The sequence below is a fragment of the Pseudoalteromonas sp. MMG022 genome (genome assembly GCF_021654245.1).
In the GTDB taxonomy this organism is placed as follows: Bacteria; Pseudomonadota; Gammaproteobacteria; order Enterobacterales; family Alteromonadaceae; genus Pseudoalteromonas; species Pseudoalteromonas amylolytica.
Map to the genome: position 1 here is coordinate 104,336 of NZ_JAKFZQ010000015.1, position 22,425 is coordinate 126,760.

Consider the following 22,425-nt stretch of genomic DNA (forward strand, 5'->3'; position numbering starts at 1 on the left):
CTGTGTTTCATACCCCCGACCTAATCGAAAGCTTTGCTTTTAGTCTGTTGCTGGCCAGTTTACTCAGTGCTTTTATCCATACAAAAGCCAGTTTCGGATTATTTTTTGTCACCTTAATGGTGGCGTTTTTGGGCGAAATTGTTGGCGTTGAAGCCTTGGTCTCGCTGGCCGTAATTATGTCTTTGGCACATTTCGCTCATCGTATTAGCGCAGCTAAGTTTCGCTACCCTATTACAGCCATTACACTTATAGCCTGTATTGTGCTTGCCGCCCATCAGGTACCCGGATTTAATAATTTGCTTGTACTGGAACAAGTCCAAAAATCTTCCAATAGCTTACCGTTTGACTTGTACTTTAACTTTGATAAATCGGCCGTGCTGTTTGTATTGTTGCTGCTATCTCCTGCGCTTTTACAAAATAACGGCGCTTTGATAACGGTAGGTGAGAAGTATCAAACCAAGCTGCGAGCTGTATTTATCCTGCTGTTTTCGCTAATACTTGCAAGCGCATGGTCGCTTGAATTGATCATGTTACATCTGCACTTGCCCAGTTGGTGGTGGATATTTGCTATCAATAACTTAGTGGTGACCTGTGTCGTTGAAGAAGCATTTTTTAGAGGCTACATTCAAAGCAAGCTCAGTGCATTAATCAACCCCTATTATGCACTGCTTATATCCAGTGTGCTGTTTGGCATTGCTCATTTTGCAGGTGGCATGGAATATATGTTGGTCGCGACTCTGGCGGGCGTTTTATACGGCGCGGTCTATGCATTCACCGGGAAGTTATACTGGGCCATCATCACACACTTTTTGATAAACTTTGTACACTTGGCGCTGTTTACTTACCCAATAGTACATCATAGCGTTGAGCATATGTGACGGAGTAAGGCCTGCTATCTGCTGTCATTCCTTTTGGCTGGCCTCATACACTACTGACATTCCCTGACAGTCATTCATGCTTTACTACTTAACGACAAAACCAATTCATTAAGAAGGAAATCATGATGTCACAAAATGTTATTGAAATTGTTAAGTTTAAACTAGCCCCTGGGGTGAGCGAGCAGGACTTTCTACCACTAAACGATGCCTTTCAAACGTTTATCGACAAACAGTCAGGCCTGTTATATCGCTCACTCGCTAAACAGCCTAATAACCAAGGTTATATCGATGTGATCTACTGGCAATCAATGGAAGACTCAAAGCGAACCGCGGAAGCATTTAACAACTCGACCGTATGTATGGACTTTTTGACGCTTATCGACAAACAATCTGTAGATATGACCCACCATATGATCATTGCACAAAGTACCTGCTCTGGTTAAGCTGCTCAGTCTGGTATTTTTTAGTAGCGTACGTTCAGATGCATAAATCAGATCGACTTTTTCAGCTCGTCAACCTGCTTAAGGGCCGGAGACTGGCTATCACGGCCAAACAACTGGCCGAGCGTTTTGAAGTGTCCGAGCGTACTATTTACCGAGACATCGAGAGCCTGCAAAATTCTGGGGTTCCTATTTCTGGTGAAGCAGGAATTGGCTACATCATACACGATCACCCCCTACCTCCTATGATGTTTAGTCTCGAGGAGCTAACCGCTTTGTTACTTGGCAGTAAGATGGTCAGTGCATGGACTGACCCAACACTCAGTAGCCACGCAAAAGCAGCAATGGAGAAAATCGAAGCGGTACTGCCAAGCCAATTAAAACAACTCAGTGAACAATCCCCTTATCTGGTTGCCAGCTTCAACCATGGTGCGCAACAACAAGCTTTCAGCGAGTTATTGCGAGATGCCATAAATGCTCATTATTGTGTAGAGCTACAATATCAAGATGCCAATGAGGCACACAGCCAACGTATCATCGAGCCTTTAGGAATGGTCTATTGGGGCGGAAAGTGGACGTTAGTGGCCTATTGCCAATTAAGAAATGACTATAGAGAGTTTCGCTTAGACCGGATGCTACATCTGAGCGCTACAACAACGGCTTTTGCAACCTGTGGCAACAAAAATTTAGAGCATTATGTTGCCTTAGTCAGGGCCAAGTATGCATCGCAAACCACACCATAACACACTAGAAAATATACGAAAAACAGCAATCATCCCAGCTGATAATCTGTGCCCGTAACCGCTCGTAATTGGCGAACTTTAAAATTCTGCATACACTTATCGTTCTTGTTTTGCGCTGTGGGTCAATGAGATGACCTTGTCAAAACAGCCCTAAATGCGATATTGCATGTGTACTCTGTGAGTATGCCACCATGCCATCGCCTTGGTGTACAAACCTGATAAACAATGAAGGAATATTTCAATGACCCACTCAGTCTCTGACAAAACTATCGTGAGCGCAGCTATTTACCCACCCATAGGGGTGATGCGTGTTGGCAATAGCGTTGACGGTTACTTTATTGGCCCTGAGGTCAATGAGCCACCCATTCAAAGCGAAGATTTCTATCGTGATACTACGGGTGCATTAAAACGACAAGCAGCACGTTTTCGTATTTATGGTCTAAACGAAGCTGGCGAAGTGGTACAAGAACTCACTTGCGACAATGCCGCGATTACTTGGCAAGCTCGATTGGCAAACCAAAAAGCTTCTTGGTATGAGTTTCAGCTGGCACTGGATATCCCAGAAGCAGCCAAAGCGCCACCGTCATACCTGCGCAACAAGAGTACAGAAGATAGAAAAACACTTTTAATCGATGGTGGAGAGTATACCGTAAGCGGTGTAAACCAAGATGGTGCCAATAGCAAATTTGTCGGTAAGTTTGAGGGCAAAGACGTTTATTTAGGCGAGATGCGCACCGATGAGCAAGGTCGCTTGGTGATGCTAGGCGGCCACGGTAAGTCAGAGAACCTCAAAGGAGAGCCTGCAGTCACCTTTGGTAACAACGAAGGCTGGTATGACGACACTTCCGATGGGCCTATCACCGCAACCGTGGTATATAACGAGCAAACGCTCACGGTTAAACCCGCCTGGGTGATTTGCGCGCCACCAGATTACGCGCCGCTACAAAAGTCGGTACGTACCATGTGGGATCTTATGCGCGATGTGGCGGTAACGGCAGGTATGCTGCCTGCTCCCAAGAAACCTTCATTCACTCACGATATTTTACCAATTTTCCAACGTATGACCAATCTACAGTGGGTCAACGCTGGTTTCTTGGCGGGCTTTGGTTGGAATAGCCCATTTGACTTTACCAGTGAACAATGGCTCAACCAGCTTTCTAACCCGTCACCTGTTTGGCAAGAAAGACGTCGCACCTTGTATCATAACTTCAGACGTCTTGATACCGAGTTTTCAATAACCAATGACCCTGCCAACGTCGCATCTTGGAACCCCGAGTTTAGTGCGCTATCGCCACAACAATGGCCATGGATTTACGGTGATGCAATGAGCGTTGACGCCAATGACTCACCGCGCCAGTTTAGCTCATTAACCCGCCTACAACTTGATGCTTTGGCGCAGTGGGTTAAGGGTGACTTTATCGCCGATTATGACCCTAAATATCAACCACCAAAAGCGATTGATGACGTACCACTTTGCGAGCAACCGGACATGTTGACACGCGCAGCTATGGAGTTTTGCTTAGCGGATGCGTTTCACCCAGGGTGTGAGATGACGTGGCCAATGCGTACCGCAGGTATGTACAGTGAAGCATATCGTTTACATCATGCTGTCGATACCGCGCCAACGCACGGCATAAACTACGGTCCCGTCATGACCCCAGAGATCACACGCCAGCCTGACGGGCCACTACTCAGTGGGCAGGTTGCAGGTGGGATCACACGCTGGATGGCGATTCCTTGGCAAACTGATACCGCCAGTTGCCGAGACGGTTACAATCAGGCGTATGACCCATATTTGCCGACTTTCTGGCCCGCTCGTGTTCCTAACAACATGCTCAACCAAGACAACTATCAGGTAGTCATTGATGAAAGCAAAACGTTAGAGCAGCGTCAAGCGGCCTTCAATGAAAGAGAGTTTTGGTTAGATGATTTACCTATCGGCCCATCCAACAACTATGAAGCGCAAATCAACTCTATGATCACTGGGTTTTCGCAACTAGCATTAGTACTCGATCAAACCAAAGTTGGCGTTACTAACTTTCCCGCGTCAATGCAGGTGGGTATTACCCCCAGTAACAGCGAGCAACATAAAGCAGTCAAAGCTCGTAAGCTGAGTGAGTTCAATCAGGCTGATAAAGCACTGCTTCGTCCTGATTTAAGCAAAACTGATAAAGCAAATCGTTTTACAGGACGTAAATAATCAATGCGCGCCGAGACAAACCAAAAAACGCAAATTGCCATTGTTGGTGCAGGCATTGCAGGCTGTATTGCTGCACTGGCACTGAGCAAGCATTTTCAGGTCATTTTGTTGGATAAACATACACACCCACTGGCCAAGGCTGGAGAGTGTTTGCCACCAGCGGCTCGGCGCATTTTGAAACTTCTTGGGATTGAACATCTACTTGATAACGGTCCTCACTTGGTCAGTCAAGGCATGCTCTCGTATTGGGGAAGTAGCCAACCTGCTGTAGTAGACAACTTACGCAACCCAGATGGTCTTGGCTGGCACTTAAACCGAACTCAGTTCGAAACACAACTGCGGCTGCAATGCCTGCGCTCTGGGGTACAATGCATCTGGCCTGCCAAGCCCATTACCAGCAAATTTCACGACAACCGCTGGTTCCTTGAGTATGAACACAAACAACAAACACTGAGCCTAAGTGCCAATGTTGTGATTGATGCCAGTGGCAGACATAGTGTATTTGCACGCCAACAGGGTGTTACTCGAAAACAATACGATAAACTTGTGTCTATTTGGCTCAGCGCACAGTTTAGCGTCTCGAAAAATATGGCTTTGATCAGCAGCTCACAACGCGGTTGGTGGTATAGTGCGCCCATTCCATCAGATCAGTTTGGCGAGGCAATAAACAATGCTCAATCACGAATAGTCTCGTGGCAACTCAACGCCGAACAACTGCAAAAGCAAGATCATCAAGATGTTGAACAATTTTTACAGCAAGCTCGGATGACCCACGGCTTTAAAACGCTTATAGAGCAGCTCATACCAAACACTCAAACGCTTCATGGGTTGGTAGCTGCCAATACCTCTAAACTTGAGCAGGTGGCAGGTAAACAATGGTACGCGATTGGCGACACAGCAATGAGCTTTGACCCACTTTCATCACAGGGGATGTACAACGCCATGGCCAGTGCCATGCAGCTTTGCGATATGCTGATACACAAGGGTTTGCACAGCCGTGATACAGCCTGCCACTATCAACAACAAATGGACAAGGTGTGGCAGCACTACCTACATCATAAATCTCTTTACTATAAGCAAGCCGGTATGACGGCCTAATCTAACGCGCCATAGTTCAGCGGATGAACAAAGATGCTTGCACTGCACGATTCCTTTTGAGTAAAAATACAATAAATTAACACTATATACATTATTCTTTAATCTTACTTTGCGATGCTACTTCGTTTTCATTAACCAAGGAACTATCAATGAAGTACGTGTTATTCGTTGCAAGTATGAGCATTGCAACACTTGCTGGCTCAAATACAGTTGCCGCCCACTCTTTTCATGTCACTCCCTTTTTACAAACTGCATCGCCCACCAGTATGTGGATCAGCTGGGAAACCAGTGGGGGTGACGAGTCTGTTGTACTGTGGGGCACCAGCACAGCACTCTCTATGCAAACCGCTGGCACGAGTAGAAAAGGCAATTTACTTAGCCGCATTCACGAGGTGCAGCTAACCGAGCTACAACCCGATACCGTTTACTATTATCGTGTTAAAACTGGGGATGCTTTGAGTGATATTCACAGCTTTAGAACGCCTCCCACTGCTGCACAAGAAAAAAGCGCGCGTATTCTTGCTATGAGTGATATGCAGCAGGATTTAGCGAACCCAAATAAGTTTCGAGAAGTAATAAACAATGGCGTGATCCCATATGTTGAAAATACCCTAGGTGTGAGCCTACACGATGGCTTAAACATGACCTTGATCCCAGGCGATCTGGTAGACAACGGCAATCACTACGACAGTTGGCGCAACACATTTTTTGGCCCCATCGCACCGCTTGCACGTCATGTGCCTACCTACCCAGCCCCAGGTAATCATGAGAACGACTCCGAGCATTTTTTCAATTACTTTAACCTGCCCAAAAATGGCTCGCCGAATCATTTAGAGCACTGGTGGTATCAAGATCACTCAAATATTCGAGTGGTATCGTTAGACACCAATACCGCCTATCGAACAGATGTGCAATTACAATGGCTTGATACCCTGTTAGCACAAACTTGTAGCAATACAGATATAGACTTTTTGTTCGCCCAAATGCATCATCCTCACAAGTCTGAAATGTGGCTTGCTGGAGAAACTGATTACAGCGGGCAAATTGTTGCGAAGTTAGAGCAGTTTTCAAGCGCTTGTAATAAGCCCAGTATTCACTTTTTTGGCCATACACACGCCTATTCACGTGGAACCAGTCGCGATCACACACATGCCATGGTCAATGTTGCATCCGCTGGCGGAAATTTAGATTATTTTGATGAATATGCTCAAGCTGATTACACCGAATTTTCAGTGAGCCAAGACGAGTATGGGTTTGTGGTGGTTGATGTACAAGCAGGCGACGATCCCGCCTTTGAGATCAAGCGTATCTCCTTAGGTGATGAACAAACCCCGCTCAATAACACCGTTCGCGACACCTTAAAGGTCAGACTCAATAACACCGCGCCATATACCCCTGAAATCCTCTGGCCACAAGCAGGTGATATTCACCCAAGCTGTAATACTGCGGTGGCATCATTGTTTGCCGATGCGGATTTAGACAAATTTGGCGCAGCCCACTGGCAGGTTAGCGCTCAGTGTGACGACTTTTCTAACCCTGTATTTGATACTTGGTATCAGCATCAAAATATCTGGAATGAACGCGATACCCGCGCAGGTAAAGTACCAAATCGGGTCACGTTATCCGGCTTACAAAGCAACCAGCAATATTGTCTTAGAATGCGTATGCGTGACCGTGCATTGGCGTGGAGTGAGTGGTCCTCACCCGTTGCCTTTAGTACCACACAGACCACATCGCTCAGCCCTAACCTACTACTTAACCCTGAGGCAGACCAAGGTGTTGAACATTGGCAAGGTGCAGGTCCAATTGAAAGCCTAACAGCCAACCAATGCGACTCTGTCGCCCCTTACAGCGGTGAGCATTTTTTTGCTGTTGGTGGTATTTGCAATAACGAGCAAAACGTCGGCACGGCCTTCCAGCGTGTTGATGTAAGCGACTATGCAATCATCATCGATCAAGGCTCGATCAAAGCGCATTTCCAAGGTTTTATGCGCAACTTTAACGGCAGCGACATTGCGCAAATTCACTTGGAATTTAAAGATGCACAAGGGCAAATACTAGGCACCAGTGACACATTACAAGGTGCTAATTCTAGCTGGCAAGCATTCACCAACAGCACCACAATCCCAGCCCAAACCCGTTATATTGATTATGTGCTAACAGGCACGCGCAAAAATGGCACCGACAATGACAGCTACTTCGATTCCCTTAGTCTAAAAATACAAACCCAGAGCGTTAACTGCCCTGTGATATCAGACCGTGGACCAACCGCGGCGCCTAGTGAACATATCACTCAAGCGCAAACACCGTCGGGTAACTTATTGCAAAACCCAGGCGCTGAAACGGGCACAAATGGTTGGAGTGGCACAGGGCCGATTGAATCGCTAAGCGCAGGGCAATGTGACGCCGTAACTCCCTATGAAGGCAATCAGTTTTTTGCCGTTGGCGGTGTTTGTGCCAATGAGAGCGCATCCGGCAGTGTAGCGCAACGTATTGACTTACAAGATATTAGCGAAGCAATACAAGCAGGTAATGTGTCTTTGAATTTTGGCGGTAAGATACGTAACTACAGTGGCAATGATACGCCCGCGATCAAGCTATCATTTTTCGACGTCAGCGGAGGGTTAATAGCAGATAGTCAAACGCTTAGCTCACAAAGCGCACAGTGGCAGAGTGTTTCTGCAAATGCGTTATTACCCACGAATACCGCGTTTGTGGACTTTGTTATGACAGGTACACGCAACCATGGTTCAGACAACGACAGTTATTTTGATGCGTTGTTTTTATCTGTGAGTGAATAGATAACCCATCTTATAGGTGGCCACAACGCCACCTATAAGATGGCGATTATAACTGGTACTGGCAAACAAGGCTAAAATGTCTCTATAATGAGAAAAACTTTGCTCAGCTGCTAACTATATGACGTTAAAAGACATTGACTCTCTGGAACGCGAACTTGCTAACCTTCGTTTGCAAGTCGATTTACTTTTGGCACCCAAATGTACCTCGTTGTCGAATAAACCCTACCCTTTAGGCCGCTGTTTAGAAATTCGCGATGCAATGTTTAAGTTGATTGAGCAACACCTGCACAATGACCCTTCAGCTTTATCTCCCATGCGCCAATACATGCAAAAAACAAATATGCCATTGACAAAAGTATGGGGATCACTCAGAGATGAATATTTTCAAAATGCCATGGTTGTCGGTAAATGGTACATCGACTGCGCCAACGACACCGTAAATGCTAATAAGCCCAGAATTGAAATAAAGCCGCTTGCTGAGTCAGGTTTTTCGGCCATCCAGAGCTTTGAACAATTTGTAAAAATCGCACAGTCCTACTGGCAAGTTTCGGTTTATAAAAATTCAGTGTTTCCTGCTTTGGCTCCATATCTGCCTTTGATTTGTAAAAACAAACACGGCACAGTGTGGCTAGCAGCTGCCAATGACGACACGATAAAAATGGCTATGGACAGTAATTTCAGCCTATCCGAACGTATTCTTAAGCAACTGCCTGAGCCACCTGATTCACTGCTTAGTAGCTGGCAGTTGAGCACAAAAAGCCATAGTAAAGCGCGTGATGAGTTGCTCAGCCACTCAGGTGACCCCATAGATTATTGCCGAGAATATCAACATGCTAATTTAGCAACCAATATCGAGTTCAGAAACCGAGTGGTGAGAGCGTTTATCAGCATACCAAAAATGCCTTGATTTACGACCACTTAACTCAATATCGTTAACTGATAACAGGTTGCAACGGCCCCTAGATCCTCTCATCCAATCTGTTGATTGCCTGCTTTTATTACGCATTTTCTTCAGTAAAATTTTATATCAAAGTTGCCGTTTTTGTTGCATGACATACAATAATAAAGGATTAGTTTTGATCTCGTAGTACTCTGAGGAATCAAATGATAGACGCTGAGCAGATGACCGCAGTACTCGCGGCGTTACCCGATCCTGCCTTTTTAATTTCTCGCAGTGGTAGATATGTGGCCATTTATGGAGGCCAGGATGAACGTTATTATCACGATGGTAGTAGCCTAGTAGGTCAATATATCAGCGACATAATCAAACCAGACAAAGCGGCTTGGTTTATCGCCACCATTGAACGTGCATTGGCTTCTAAAGTACTCCTCATTGAGGAGTATGAACTGAGCAATAAAGATGTAAACGGCTTACCTGATGAGGGGCCTTCTGAGCCTATTTGGTTTGAAGGACGCATTAAAGCGCTGGATTTTAAAATAGATAATGAAGATGTTGTTCTTTGGGTGGCCAGTAATATTTCACAACGTCATGAGCTTGAAACACGCCTCAGAGCACAAAGCGACACCGATCAACTGACCGGTTTATTCAATCGCCGTAGATTAAAGCGAGAGCTAAGTTATCACTTTAATGCTTTTAGAAGGCATGGCTACGCGGTGTCGCTTCTCATGTTCGACCTAGATCACCTCAAGCTGCTCAATGATACCTGCGGACACCATGCTGGAGACTCTGCTATTCGTAAGATTGCACAGATTTGCACAGAAACATTGCGACAAACAGACATCACCTGCCGTTTTGGTGGCGACGAATTTGTTGTCGTTCTGCCACATCTCACTCTGGAGCATGCAACGGTTACCGCTGAACGTTTACGGACGTCAGTTGAGCAGGCACTTTTGAATAACCATCAACTGCATACACAGGAAAATATGCCTGTCAGCATATCTATCAGTATTGGCGTGACTCAAATCTCACCACAAGATAAGTCCTATGAACAAGCCTTACAGCGGGCCGACAGCGCCTTGTATCAGGCCAAACGAGGCGGTCGCAATAAAGTCGTCACTGCTTGAGCACTAAACAGCGTGATTAACGGACCTGTTTGCGAAAAAGTTTTAACCGCTTTGTTGCGCCTATCAATGTTTCAGACAAAAAAACAAACTAAATTCACCCCAGCTTCATTGGCTTATCAGCTTTTCACAAAGTGATAACAACGTCACAAATTTTGCTGCCCTAAACTTAGAGTAACAGGCAATAAAAAATAGGTGATGTATGAGAAAATACCTCAAGTGGATAGCCGCAAGCTTGATGGTGCTTGTAGGCATAGCAGCCATACTCATAACATGGCCAATGCTCACACAAGACGAATACACTCACAGGCAGGTCAAAGCGATAGCCCCTGCTAGCAATAATCTGTTACTGGATTTCTATCCTCATATTTCGACGGTTACACGCCCTTTAGAAACATTTACTTTCCCCATTGCGCTTGGTGAGATTGGCCCCAGCAAAAACCTCTATTCTGGTCCCAATCAGTACCCTTTCTTTTGCATGACGCTAGACTCAGGGCTAGGCCAGCCAGAAATCGACAACCAACAAGGCTTTGGTGTGCCCGTTTACGATGAACAAAAAAAGGTGATCGGATATAGTAAAGATTGTGGCGTAAAAACTCGACTCTCCTACTTTGCAATTGACGAAAACCTACAGCCTTACCCCATTTCCAGCGAAGCACTACACACCAGCACAGACAAACTATTCAAAGTCGAACAAGGTACAATCAACCGCTTTATCTACACGCTGATTATGCCTGTTTCAGTGGATGAAGTCGGCGATAGGCTAGCAAAATCACAATGGAATCAACGCTTAATCTATCAATTTAATGGTGGCTCAGGCATTGGCTACCGACAAGGCAGACAAAGCGCTTGGAAAGTGATGAAGCGCCAAGCTCAACAATTGCTCGACGGCTACGCGGTCATCAGCTCCAGTGGTAACAAAACCAGTTACACCTATAACATGTTGTTGGCCGAAGATACCGCTCGAAGAGTAAAAGAACAATTTACTAGCCTCTACGGCGAGCCCATTTATACCGTGGGTATTGGTGGTTCTGGCGGCGGCTTAGCTCAATACCTAATAGGCCAAAATAGTAGCGGTATTTTGGATGGCTTAATTCCTCTTTACAGCTATCCAGATATGATCACCCAAACCACCTACGCGCTGGACTGTGATTTACTCAATAACTACTTTACCTTCAGGGCTAAAAATCGCAAAGCATGGCGGGATTGGGAGCGCAGACGCTTAATCGAAGGCATGAATGCCATCAATGACTTTCCACAACGAGCAGGATTCTTGCAACCGCTTAATCAGTTAATGGCTGGCTTTGTTCCGTCATTTCCAAAGGGTAACAGCGAATGTATTAATGGCTACTTCGGGCTCTCAGCCTTTATCAATAACCCCAAACAGGGTTTTTTACGCCAGTTTTTTGCCAAGCCCGTAGTAGCGCAAACAAACTGGAGTTACTGGCAGGACATGCAACATGTGTTTGGTACAGATACCGATGGCTTTGGACAAAGCACATGGGACAATGTAGGTGTTCAGTATGGGCTAAAAGCGCTGCTTGATAAAAAAGTCACGATGGCTGAGTTTTTAGATATCAACAAAAACATCGGCGCATGGAAATACCAAAACCAAATGCATCGTGAGCAGATAGTCACACCGCTCGGCACGCAAATTCCGTTGTGGTTATCACTGTGGGGCAGCGATAACATCACTGAATCTAAGAGTTATTCAGCACCTCGCCATCATGGTTCTTTGCAAGCCATGGAAGCCGCATACCGCTCAGGCCAAGTATTTATTGGTCAGGTCCATTTGCCCATTATTGATGCTCGTCATTATTTAGAAAATGATTTAGATATGCATCACATGTCAGCTTCATTTTACAGCCGCCTGCGCATTGAAAGCGCTCAAGGACACCATAAAAATCACGTGATTTGGGTAGCACACAAAGATCATGACCCAACCACACAAGCGTTTGCCATGATGGATAAATGGTTGAGCAATATAAAACAGCATACGCCTGAAGGTATCATTGCAGCTAAACCTCATGATTTAAAAGATACCTGTTTTAATGCCGATGGCAGTACTTTTGCAGCAGGTAACCACGTATTTGACGGCAGCTGGAATCAGCAAAATGATGGTGCCTGCCAGTCTCGCTTCCCGATGTATAGTACCAGCCGCATTGAGGCGGGTGCACCTTGGGCTGGCGATATATTCAAATGTGCACTGATAGATGTAGACACCGCGGTGCGCCAAGGCATGTATGGCAAAGACATCACCACCAGAGAAATTATTGCCCTTAAAACAATTTTTGTTGAGGGGGTATGCGACTACAGCCAAGGCGATGTTGGTCGACCAAAAGACATTTAACCTGAACTCGGGATAAGCGACATGCTACAGCACTGCGCTTTTGTGTATTTCTGCGCTGAGCTACACAACAATTGCAGCGCTTATATGCCTTATCTCTGGCAATATTATGATTGAATTTACTTTATCATATCCATTGAATGCGGGTTATTTGGCCTATTTTTGTATTTATATTTTTGCTATAGTTTTGGGCCAATTTAGGTGACAGGAAAGAACATGGAAGCACTATTTTCATACGGCACATTGCAACAATCCCAAGTGCAACTAGACACCTTCGGCCGCCTGTTAGAAGGTGAACACGACACCTTACTGGGTTACCGAGTGGACGAAGTAAAAATTACGGATGCGGCGGTTATCGCAAGTAGTGGTAAAGATATCCACCCAATTTTGGTACGCACCGGTGACAAAAGTGACACCGTTAAAGGCATGGTCTTTTTAATAACGGATGATGAGCTGACACAAGCTGATAACTACGAAGTGGATGAATATCATCGTGTGATGGCCACGCTTGCCTCCGGTAAGCAGTGCTGGATCTACGCTGCTGCTGAGTAAAGTTATGACCAAAACCGAAAAGCGCCTTGAGAAGGCGCTGATACAACAGCTCACACAAGCATGTGAAGCGCTTAAAGCAACCTGTCCAAGCTTTTGCTATTTGAGCCACACAGGGTCCATGAAAAAGCTAGATGCAACCCTTAAAGTCCAATTATACTGCGCACAGCCACTGTCAAAAAGCGAGCTATCACAAGCACTTGTACACCTCAATCACCACCTTGAGGCGCTCAGTTGTTCATTAAAAGCTCATCAGGTTAATGTAATAATCGAGCCAACAAGCTGATTTGTATTAATTTGTTATTTTTTGTTAGTTACTATTTTATATACACCTCAGCTTGATTAATATCATCACACTTCTATTTGCGTACATTCTTATAAGGATATCTCATGCGCCATTTCAAGCTTACCAGTGCTGCTTTGTGTTGCCTACTCGCTAGTGCTTGTTCAACCGAAACCACAAATTCAAACGATGTAAAAACCGAGGCAATTTGGTCTGATATTTACGTTACCTCAAATGGTAATGACAGCCGAGTGATTGCAGAGCTCAATGTTAGTAGTCGCAAAGGGAATAACCTCAACCTAGTTAGCGGAGATAAGTTATCGGTCACAGCCAATAGCACCACCAAAGATATGGAAAAAGACGTAGACTTTTTCGATATCGACTACCGCGTAACCTTTCCATATTTTGCTCAAGATACTGAATATGAGATAAAGCTGTACCGCGCAGAAGAGCAAATCACGCTCAAAAGCAAGGTCACTTTGCCACAGGCCATTGATATTTTAGCGCCACAAACCGAGCAAACCTTCCCCGTTGATGAGGTTTTGGACTTGCGTTGGATTAAAGCAACAAGCCCGAAAGACAATGAATCCTTAAAAATTACCATTTCCAGTGTGTGTAAAAACGGCGATGAAGAGATAAGCAGCTCTCATATTCTCAGTGATGTTGAAGACGATGGTAAAAAATCAATCGACTTTGAAGCCCTTGAACTTTTCAAAAATGAGAAGCTAAACAATAACTTTGATTGTACTGTTAACTTTGAATTTGAACGTCGTCGCTACGGTACTACTGACAGCCGCTATGCATCAGGAAGTCGTACTTATGCCATCTCCCACAACAAGTTAGACAACATAAATATCACCCTAAAGTAGCACCCCATACAACGGTAAGTAGACAATTCTATTACTTACCGTTCCCAAATTTAATAAAAATATAATTTTAGTTCCCTAAAAACAAACCTATAAGGTAGGCTATACTGACAAGCTTAAGACAAGTGCACGGAAGAGCGGAGATTTCTTGTCTAGAAGAATAAAAAACAAACTGTAACTAGGAAGTTTTTCAAAGGATCTGGTTACAAATAAAATTTTTTGGAACAATCAAGCTATGTCGCTCACACAGTTTTCAGATGAATTTATCACCTCAAGCTTTACCTCTGAACACTATGAACTCATTCACAAAATTGGTGAAGGTGGTTTCGGTAAGGTCTTTAAAGCAAAGCATAAAAACACTAATCAACCCGTTGCCATTAAATTTCTCGCCTTAGAACCTCACTGCGAAGAACAAAAAAAACAACGCTATATTGAGCGCTTTAAACGTGAAACCGAGTTAAGTAGTCAACTTCAGCACCCACATATCGTCCGCTTGCTCGATAGAGGTCAAGTGAATGAAGATATTTTGTATGGCGTATTCGAATACGTCGAAGGCGTATCACTTCGAGAATACTTAACCACAGAGCAAGCGCTTGATTCAGTCGTCGCCACCGACGTAATGCTACAGGTTTTAGATGCGCTGATACACGCGCACAGCAAAGGTATTATTCACCGCGATATTAAACCGGCCAACATCATGTTGACCAAATCCGGTGCCAAGACCTACGCCAAAATTCTCGACTTTGGTATTGGTACTTTGGTAAATGAAAGCCGCCAACCGGACTTTAATACCCTAACACTCACACAAGAAACGCTGGGCACACCTTCTTATAGTGCACCGGAGCAACTGCGCGGTGAACCGGCTTCTGCTAAATCTGATTTATACGTGTGGGGCTTAGTATTCTTAGAATGTTTAACCGGATTACCCGCTGTGACCGGTAACAGTATTGCGTCGATATATCATAAGCAGCTCAGTGACGTACATATTCCCATTCCCAGTGCATTGCTAGGCCATCCACTGTCAGAGTTACTGCGCAGGGTACTACATAAAAACGCCACGGAACGTGTGATCACTGGCGCTGAAACATACTCAGAACTGTCAAAAATGAATGTCTCTAACCTTGTTGGCGTACTGGCTGATGTACAGGCGCAGCATGGCTTTGACGACACCACGGTACTGATCCGCGATGACGACCCAAACCACCGAGCGGTACAAGAATACACCGCGTTGACGGAGCGCAAACAGCTCACCGTGCTGGCCGTCAGACTCAGCGTTAAAGCCTTGAATAGTAATGAAAAAGATTATGACGTTATCGACACCGTTTATAAGTCTCAGCGTAACAATCTGATTGACATTGCCACCCGTTACGGTGCTTATCACGTCGGTAATTTGGCTGACACCTGTTTGTTTTATTACGGCTATCCCGTTGCCAGCGACAACGATGCCCGATTGTGTGCCCGTACTGCCCTTGAAATGGTCAGTGAGCTAAGCAAACGTAACGCCCTGATGCATGAAGCCCACAATGTGGCTATAAATGTTCATGTGGGAATGCACACTGGGGTATTTATTACCTACGCCAACTCGATACCAGAAGGGTATAACGCCAATATCGCCGTGGCGCTTGCCCGAGAAGCGGGCGAAAAACAAATTTTATGTACCTCAGAATCACGCGCCATACTGGACTCCTATTCAGAGTTTACGTCATATGGACAAAGCCAGTTCGGGCCAATTTTTGAACCTGTCAGCATCTACAATCTAGTGGGTGAGCGACGTGTTGAAGCCTTTGGCTTTATGCGCGGTACACGTAACAATCATGAACTGATTGGTCGACATCACGAGCTAGAGCAAACGCTTTCGATGATGAAACAGCAAACGGACCATACTCGCATTGCGCATATTCACGGTGAAGCGGGGATTGGCAAATCAAGGCTGCTACAAGAAATTCGTGCCAATGCACCACAGTTCCAGCACTTAGTTGCTCAGTGTTTACCCGAACACCAAAATAACGCGCTCTACCCTATTTTGACGTTAGTTCGTTACTTGTTTAATACCTCTAACCTCAACGCCAAAGCCGCCATTGAACTGTTCAGCAAATATCTAAGTGAGCAAGATGATGCGCTCAACACAGAGCAAGCACTGCCCATTTTGCTGGTTTGGCTCAATATAGATTTAGAAGACGAACTACAGCCTTCGGCACTGGCGCCGGATGCGCAAAAAGAGTTGCTATACAACGGCCTAAGCGCCCTACTTTTAGCCAATCAACATGCTTTAAATGAGTTTAAACTTTACATAGTGGAAGACATTCACTGGGCAGATAGCTCAACACTTGAGTTTATTCATCATTTTGCACAAAAACTCGCTGGCGGTCATGTGCTACTGAGCACTTCACGACAAAAAGTACCAAGCCAGTTGCACGACCTGACCCTAATGGAAGTGAACCTACAAAAACTCACCGAACAGGCAACGGAAGATTTTATTGTTAAGCTATTTGATGGCCGCGATGTTGAGCGTAAAGTACTGGATGTACTCATCAGCCGCACAGACGGTATTCCACTGTTTATAGAAGAACTAGTGGGCATGTTGAAGCAAAAAGGCTTAGTGACAGACAACGCAGGACGCATCGACTTTGTAAACCCAGACAAGCTTGACCAAGTACCAACCAGCTTACGTGAGTCACTACAGCAAAAGCTCGATAGCCTGCAATACGCCAAAGAAACCGCACAACTCGCCGCTACCATCGGCCGAGAGTTTGAATACGACCTGCTCGTCGCCGCCTCTCCTTTGAGCGAAAACCAAGTACAAAACGACTTAAACGAACTAATCGCCAATGACCTTATCATCCACCAACGCAGAGTCGAAAACGACAGTTATATCTTCAAACACGCTCTGGTAAGAGATGTCACATACGAAAGCATCCTAGATGACGTAAAGTGTAAAATTCACAAATCAGTAGCTGTTTCTTTAGATCAACAATATTCACGTAGCCAATCCTGTGAACCAAATCTTATTAGCTTTCATTTTGAGGCAGCAAACTGCTTCGAATCCGCCGCAGAGTGGGCAAAGAAATCAGTTCTTGATTTAGTAAAGAAATACTCGTACCGCCATGCTCTAGATGTCGCTCAGCACGCTGAACACCTTGCTGAAAAGATCACTGATCACAGCAGAGCAATTCAACTTAAGGGTGAATTACTAGACGCAATTTATCCATGCTATGTAAGTACTTATGGGACTGCATCACCTCAAACATTTGAGTTTCGCGTTAAATTAGAACAAGTATTTTCATCTAATGCTATCAGTGATACCACGGAGGTTATGGTGTCAATCAAGAATAAGCTTGATTGGATTAATTTTATGGAGCTTTTTTATTGTGGTGGAGGCCCGAAAACGATTGAGTACGGTCTATCTCTCATCGAGAAGTACAGAAACGACAACGACTATAATAAACAAGCGGTTACTCTAGCCCATTTAATTTTATCATTCCTTTTTGAAGGCGATTTAGATCAGTCAGTCAATTGCTTTGTAACTATCAAGAAAACACTACTGGATAAAGTTGACAGTGATTACATATTGAATCAGTATGGGATTGATATTGAACCATTTTCCTATTCTGTTGCATCATTGAGTTATCTTCATAAAAACGATATATCGACTGCAGATGTGTGCACTCTAAAAGCAATAGAAACAGCTTCGGGACACTCCGCATGTCATGCTACAGCAATGGCATATCTATTCAGAGCACTATTAAAAGCGTACTTGAATCAAACCAATGAAGTCATAGATATTGGCGATCGATATTTTTCAAATATCTATGAAGAGAGAAACTTCTCTTACTACCAAGTATATTTAAACTTCCTCTTAGCATGCTTTAAAGGTGAGCTCGCAAAGTCTGAAGAAATCATCATGGGAATAGCTGAGTCAAGTCAAGATTATGCTACAGGGTGGTACATAGTATTTTTGGCCCTACATTTAAATTCAAATAATGAATGTGAACGCGCGAAAGAGATCCTTCAGTACTCTTTCGAAAAATCTAAAAAGAATAGAGAACTACCTGCGTTACCTGCCATTCTCAATGCCTTATCAACAGTTGAGATTAAACTTCGGAACTTTACTGAAGCTAAGAAATACTTGAAAGAGTCTCTTACCTTAAGTCAAGAGCAAGATAATTTGTTTTTCTTACAAGAAGCACAAAAAATACTAAGAAACATTCCAACAACCTAAAAGGAAACGTTATGTCAGAACTAGACGCAAATATTAAAGAAAATAACGCACATGGCGATGAAAACCCACTTTGGGGCTTCGAGAAAGATGCTGAGTGGAGAAATGCATTCAGAAGATTGATTAGCTATTCATGGATTTCCGATGAAAAACTAAATGAAGTAATCAACAACCCTATGGAAATGATGTTGAAACTATCAGACTACACTCCCCCTGCTGGTTTATATATCCGATTCAGAGGGATGACTAGCAATAAAGAGGTTATTGAAACCCCCCCTTATAACGAGTTTAATAAAGATGGGTTGGTAAACTACAGTTATGATGAAAGCTTTATTGAAAAAATGCATCCAATCAATGGTTGGATTGAAGCTGCAAGTCACTTGCCAACAGAAGTAATTTTTACACTTCCACCTGCTCCTGAAAATAACGATGTGAAAGCGTATGCGCTAGCTGACTACGAAGCTAAAGGTAAGGAAATGCCATTTAGCTGTTGCTAAAAGATATGGAGAGGCTACAAGCCTCTCCACAGGAAATGATAATGCCACATAAAATTTTTGATGCTGATAGACATGTAATTGAGCCTGTTTCTCTTTGGGAGAAATATACCAATAAAAAAATTTTTTCAAGATTCCCCATTTACTTAAAGCAAATAGAAAATGATGACCATGAAATCCCCCCTGTTTTAATGATTGGAGACCACCCCGTTTTAGATCACTGGCATGAGCAGATACAAATTGCAGCGGCACACGAAAATGGAAAAAGCCTTGTAGAACGGACTATAGCCACGACTGCGGAAGGGCAATTAATGTCAATGAATGACTCCGCCATCAAAGAGTCATTACTATTTCCAAGTTTCGCCATGTACATTGTTAATCACGATAAAATAGATGCTGAGGCTTCTCTAGAGTTTGCTAAAGCTTACAATAGCTGGCTTTATGATTACATTGGTTCTCATAATGATAGGCTGCATGGTGTTGGTATTATAAGTCGCCATGACCCAAAAAACATGGTTGAACAGCTTGACGATATAGTTAAGCGTGGCTGGAAAGTAATCAAGCTCAGACCTGAGGTAATAAAAGGTCGCTCTTTAGGGCATCCCGATTATGAAGAGTTTTGGAATCAATGTGAGCAGCTAAACTTAACCGTTGCTATTCACGGCGGAACCCATTTATTTGGTAACACTGTTGGTACCGACAGATTTACAAGTCGCTTTGGGCTGCATGCATGTTCACATCCTATTGAAATTCAGATGGCATTTTTATCATTGCTAGAATCAGGAGTAGTAGAGAGATACCAGAACTTAAAGTTTCTGCTCCTAGAAGCGGGCTGTTCTTGGATACCTTATTGGCTTTGGAGACTTGACAATATTTGTTATACCGAATTCCCTACCCTTATCAAAGACACAATCAAGCAGCCGCCATCAGAGTACTTTAAGCGAAATTTTTGGGTAACCGTTGAACTAGGTGAACCAAGTATCCAAGATTGTATTAAAGCCATTGGTGATGAAAAGCTCTTATACGGTAGTGACTTTCCACACCCCGATCATATTCATTTAAACGATACGGATATAAGATCTGAGTTGCGAGAGATTGAAGCAGAGCAGGTTGATAATATCCTTTATAACAACCATAAGAACATTATTTAGCATGCTAGTGTCTACATATCATTGGAATCCTCATGCCAAAGTCTACTTTAGTGAAAAAATTGGATTCTTGGTTAGTTTTAGCAACAACTTATACTTGTTTAAAAGTGACGAATTCCCCGATTTAAAATGCATTGGAAAATCAGCTCCATTCACTGGCGACATTGATAGAGAAATTCAGCTAATGCGTAACATTGAGTTGTTGAGAAAAGCTTCACTTGTCGTTGATAAGGATAAGTATGTCGAGGAGGTTTCACTAGAAAACATTGAGCCGCTACTGAATACGATTGGGGTAAGAGTTCTGAACATTACAGAGCACTCTGGCCTAACAAAAATAGATGTGTCGCATCAAACAAAACAAGCCACTATTTTACATAGCAATGACACGCTCATCGTTTCTAAATCAAGAGCAAACCTAGTTGACTCAATAGCCCAACTGTATTTATCAAATAACCCTATACACCAATTTGTTACTACATCGAATAGCGAAGTTAGTTGCTACAAACCTATTCATATACGAGACGCTCACTTTGAGACAATAGTAAGTAGCAACTTGATAGAGTCCGCCATTGAAAACATAAACACCTCCCCCGAACTTATCGCTGTTGAGATATCGTTGTTAGAGTGCACAGCAACGGTGCACTCCGTTGCACATTTAACAGAAAAGCCACTCCTTTTGCGTAACAATAACTCAAATAAAGTTAAGCTTAAAAGTGTTCTATGTCGCTGGGATCAGGATGGAGGCTCACGAGCAATTCCTCCCAAAGAAACACTCGAAAAACTAAAGCCCTTTATTTGTGACAAATTCGGTATAGTGACTCACATTGAAGTGTTAGAGGTGTGTGGCAACAGCCCTGTAAAAATATATAGAACGGGCTTTTTCCGAGGACCTCACACAACTCTAGGCAAACACAACTCTTCTTTCGTGCAAATTTGTTTGGGCAAAGGTGTTACTCCGGCACAATCTCAAGTCAGTGGCATTTGTGAAGCCATTGAACGGAAAAACGCACAGTTCATTGGCAATGAACAATATAAGTTATCAACACCATGTGAACTGAGAGCTAGATATATAACTTTTAATGACCTGCTGCCATATAGCGACTCACAGTATCACTGCTTTGCAGATGTAGAATCCCCAGAATCTTTAAGAAAACAAGCTGTTATTCGCTATGGTTCAGAACCTGTGCATTGGTATAAGTTATGGTCGCTCACAAATAATGAAAGCGTATATGCCCCTCTTGTTTGCTGTTTTGCAAATACACCATTTACTGATACCAAATATGGTTTTTGGCACTCCAATGGTTGTGCTGCTGGTAACAACTTTGAAGAAGCCATTTTGCAAGCCCTGTTTGAACTGATAGAACGAGACGCAACAGCTATTTGGTGGTACAACAAAGTTAGTCGCCCAAGTTTTGACCTCTCTTTGATAGATACGGAATACTTCGATCCTTTAAATAATAGTCTAAGCCAAACTCACGAATTTTGGGTACTTGATATCACAAATGATCTAAGTGTTCCCGTGATGGCAGCTATAGGCAGGAACAAAGAAGATGGAGGCTTTATATTTGGATTCGGGTGTCACATAAAACCTGAAATGGCGGCGCAAAGAGCGTTAACAGAGCTATGTCAATTGATCCCTATCCGCGATCAAAATGAAGCTCCATTCGACTTTAACACTATATCAGACGAAAATTATCTGTATCCGAACAATCACCAAACAGGCCAGAGTCATACTTCTCAATACTCAAATGATATTAAAGAATGTGTTTTTCAAATCATCAATACGCTAAAAAATAGCGGTTTAGAAGTGTTAGCATTTGACTATACGCGCAACATATCCCCCATGCACACAGCCAAAGTATTCGTTCCAGGCCTTTGCCACATCTGGCCTCAACTGGGCAACCCGCGTTTATACGACACGCCAGTCGAACTTGGCTGGTTAAATGAACCGCTAACGGAGCAGACAATCAATCAGCAAGGTTTATATATTTAGAGAGAAACATTTATTTATGGCCATCTATTAAGTAGGAATTCATATGATAAATGAATATCTTTATGAAACGTCATGAGAAGATAAGTGTTAAAGTCCAGCTTTGATATAAATAAGGATAGATTTTATGAAAGAAACAAACACGTCTAATGAAGATTTATTAAATCTTAGACTATTATTTATGCGATGTATTTCTTCAATTTGGAACAATGAGAAGTCAGCGGATCATAAGAATCAAAGCATAAATGATGTTGTATACACTGTACTGGGAAAAAGCGTCAATAACGATCCTGCATCTATTCTTAATGCTGTTCGACAAATCAATAACATGCTAAGGACAGATGAGGGGG

17 protein-coding genes are annotated in these 22,425 nt (G+C 43.6%); all 17 read left to right on the forward strand.

The features are described from left to right. The first annotated feature begins 2 nt into the window (after window positions 1–2). On the forward strand, window positions 3–878 hold the full coding sequence (locus L1070_RS20430; RefSeq protein WP_237126044.1) for a CPBP family glutamic-type intramembrane protease: 876 nt from the start codon (window positions 3–5) through the stop codon (window positions 876–878). 122 nt (window positions 879–1,000) lie between these two features. After that, window positions 1,001–1,321 carry a hypothetical protein gene (locus tag L1070_RS14390; protein WP_237126045.1) on the forward strand — a complete coding sequence of 107 codons (321 nt, stop codon included), beginning with the start codon at window positions 1,001–1,003 and terminating at the stop codon, window positions 1,319–1,321. A 38-nt stretch (window positions 1,322–1,359) separates the two neighbouring features. Next, complete coding sequence (locus L1070_RS14395; protein ID WP_237126046.1) at window positions 1,360–2,061, forward strand: YafY family protein; 702 nt, start codon at window positions 1,360–1,362, stop codon at window positions 2,059–2,061. Between the two features lie 241 nt (window positions 2,062–2,302). Then, window positions 2,303–4,261, forward strand: coding sequence for a LodA/GoxA family CTQ-dependent oxidase (locus tag L1070_RS14400; protein WP_237126047.1), 1,959 nt, complete (start codon window positions 2,303–2,305; stop codon window positions 4,259–4,261). Between the two features lie 3 nt (window positions 4,262–4,264). Further along, complete coding sequence (locus L1070_RS14405) at window positions 4,265–5,359, forward strand: tryptophan 7-halogenase (RefSeq protein WP_237126048.1); 1,095 nt, start codon at window positions 4,265–4,267, stop codon at window positions 5,357–5,359. Window positions 5,360–5,508: 149 nt separating this feature from the next. Next, window positions 5,509–8,160 (forward strand): fibronectin type III domain-containing protein, encoded by a 2,652-nt coding sequence (locus L1070_RS14410; RefSeq protein WP_237126049.1) that lies wholly within the window; start codon window positions 5,509–5,511, stop codon window positions 8,158–8,160. 118 nt (window positions 8,161–8,278) lie between these two features. Beyond that, entirely contained in the window at window positions 8,279–9,067 is a 789-nt protein-coding gene (locus tag L1070_RS14415) for a hypothetical protein (RefSeq protein ID WP_237126050.1), read from the forward strand. Between the two features lie 197 nt (window positions 9,068–9,264). Continuing rightward, entirely contained in the window at window positions 9,265–10,185 is a 921-nt protein-coding gene (locus L1070_RS14420; RefSeq protein WP_237126051.1) for a GGDEF domain-containing protein, read from the forward strand. A 199-nt stretch (window positions 10,186–10,384) separates the two neighbouring features. Continuing rightward, on the forward strand, window positions 10,385–12,532 hold the full coding sequence (locus L1070_RS14425; protein ID WP_237126052.1) for a DUF6351 family protein: 2,148 nt from the start codon (window positions 10,385–10,387) through the stop codon (window positions 12,530–12,532). Between the two features lie 213 nt (window positions 12,533–12,745). Continuing rightward, window positions 12,746–13,081, forward strand: a complete 336-nt coding sequence (locus L1070_RS14430) for a gamma-glutamylcyclotransferase family protein (RefSeq protein ID WP_237126053.1) — start codon at window positions 12,746–12,748, stop codon at window positions 13,079–13,081. Between the two features lie 4 nt (window positions 13,082–13,085). Next, window positions 13,086–13,364 (forward strand): hypothetical protein, encoded by a 279-nt coding sequence (locus tag L1070_RS14435; protein ID WP_237126054.1) that lies wholly within the window; start codon window positions 13,086–13,088, stop codon window positions 13,362–13,364. Window positions 13,365–13,468: 104 nt separating this feature from the next. Then, on the forward strand, window positions 13,469–14,230 hold the full coding sequence (locus L1070_RS14440) for a hypothetical protein (protein WP_237126055.1): 762 nt from the start codon (window positions 13,469–13,471) through the stop codon (window positions 14,228–14,230). 232 nt (window positions 14,231–14,462) lie between these two features. Then, window positions 14,463–18,446 carry a TOMM system kinase/cyclase fusion protein gene (locus tag L1070_RS14445; protein ID WP_237126056.1) on the forward strand — a complete coding sequence of 1,328 codons (3,984 nt, stop codon included), beginning with the start codon at window positions 14,463–14,465 and terminating at the stop codon, window positions 18,444–18,446. 11 nt (window positions 18,447–18,457) lie between these two features. Next, window positions 18,458–18,940 (forward strand): hypothetical protein, encoded by a 483-nt coding sequence (locus tag L1070_RS14450; protein WP_237126057.1) that lies wholly within the window; start codon window positions 18,458–18,460, stop codon window positions 18,938–18,940. A 41-nt stretch (window positions 18,941–18,981) separates the two neighbouring features. Further along, window positions 18,982–20,088 (forward strand): amidohydrolase family protein, encoded by a 1,107-nt coding sequence (locus tag L1070_RS14455; protein ID WP_237126058.1) that lies wholly within the window; start codon window positions 18,982–18,984, stop codon window positions 20,086–20,088. Window positions 20,089–20,095: 7 nt separating this feature from the next. Then, the gene (locus tag L1070_RS14460) at window positions 20,096–22,078 is read left to right on the forward strand and encodes a YcaO-like family protein (RefSeq protein WP_237126059.1); all 1,983 of its coding nucleotides are present in this window, start codon (window positions 20,096–20,098) and stop codon (window positions 22,076–22,078) included. Window positions 22,079–22,202: 124 nt separating this feature from the next. Further along, window positions 22,203–22,425 (forward strand): hypothetical protein (locus L1070_RS14465; RefSeq protein ID WP_237126060.1); only part of this gene is annotated, 223 nt, incomplete at its 3' end.

What these genes read in the sequence shown, in the direction of transcription:
- L1070_RS14390 (WP_237126045.1), top strand. Translation starts at nt 1,001, where the DNA reads ATGATGTCACAAAATGTTATTGAAATTGTTAAGTTTAAACTAGCCCCT.
- L1070_RS14395 (WP_237126046.1), top strand. Translation starts at nt 1,360, where the DNA reads ATGCATAAATCAGATCGACTTTTTCAGCTCGTCAACCTGCTTAAGGGC.
- L1070_RS14400 (WP_237126047.1), top strand. Translation starts at nt 2,303, where the DNA reads ATGACCCACTCAGTCTCTGACAAAACTATCGTGAGCGCAGCTATTTAC.
- L1070_RS14405 (WP_237126048.1), top strand. Translation starts at nt 4,265, where the DNA reads ATGCGCGCCGAGACAAACCAAAAAACGCAAATTGCCATTGTTGGTGCA.
- L1070_RS14410 (WP_237126049.1), top strand. Translation starts at nt 5,509, where the DNA reads ATGAAGTACGTGTTATTCGTTGCAAGTATGAGCATTGCAACACTTGCT.
- L1070_RS14415 (WP_237126050.1), top strand. Translation starts at nt 8,279, where the DNA reads ATGACGTTAAAAGACATTGACTCTCTGGAACGCGAACTTGCTAACCTT.
- L1070_RS14420 (WP_237126051.1), top strand. Translation starts at nt 9,265, where the DNA reads ATGATAGACGCTGAGCAGATGACCGCAGTACTCGCGGCGTTACCCGAT.
- L1070_RS14425 (WP_237126052.1), top strand. Translation starts at nt 10,385, where the DNA reads ATGAGAAAATACCTCAAGTGGATAGCCGCAAGCTTGATGGTGCTTGTA.
- L1070_RS14430 (WP_237126053.1), top strand. Translation starts at nt 12,746, where the DNA reads ATGGAAGCACTATTTTCATACGGCACATTGCAACAATCCCAAGTGCAA.
- L1070_RS14435 (WP_237126054.1), top strand. Translation starts at nt 13,086, where the DNA reads ATGACCAAAACCGAAAAGCGCCTTGAGAAGGCGCTGATACAACAGCTC.
- L1070_RS14440 (WP_237126055.1), top strand. Translation starts at nt 13,469, where the DNA reads ATGCGCCATTTCAAGCTTACCAGTGCTGCTTTGTGTTGCCTACTCGCT.
- L1070_RS14445 (WP_237126056.1), top strand. Translation starts at nt 14,463, where the DNA reads ATGTCGCTCACACAGTTTTCAGATGAATTTATCACCTCAAGCTTTACC.
- L1070_RS14450 (WP_237126057.1), top strand. Translation starts at nt 18,458, where the DNA reads ATGTCAGAACTAGACGCAAATATTAAAGAAAATAACGCACATGGCGAT.
- L1070_RS14455 (WP_237126058.1), top strand. Translation starts at nt 18,982, where the DNA reads ATGCCACATAAAATTTTTGATGCTGATAGACATGTAATTGAGCCTGTT.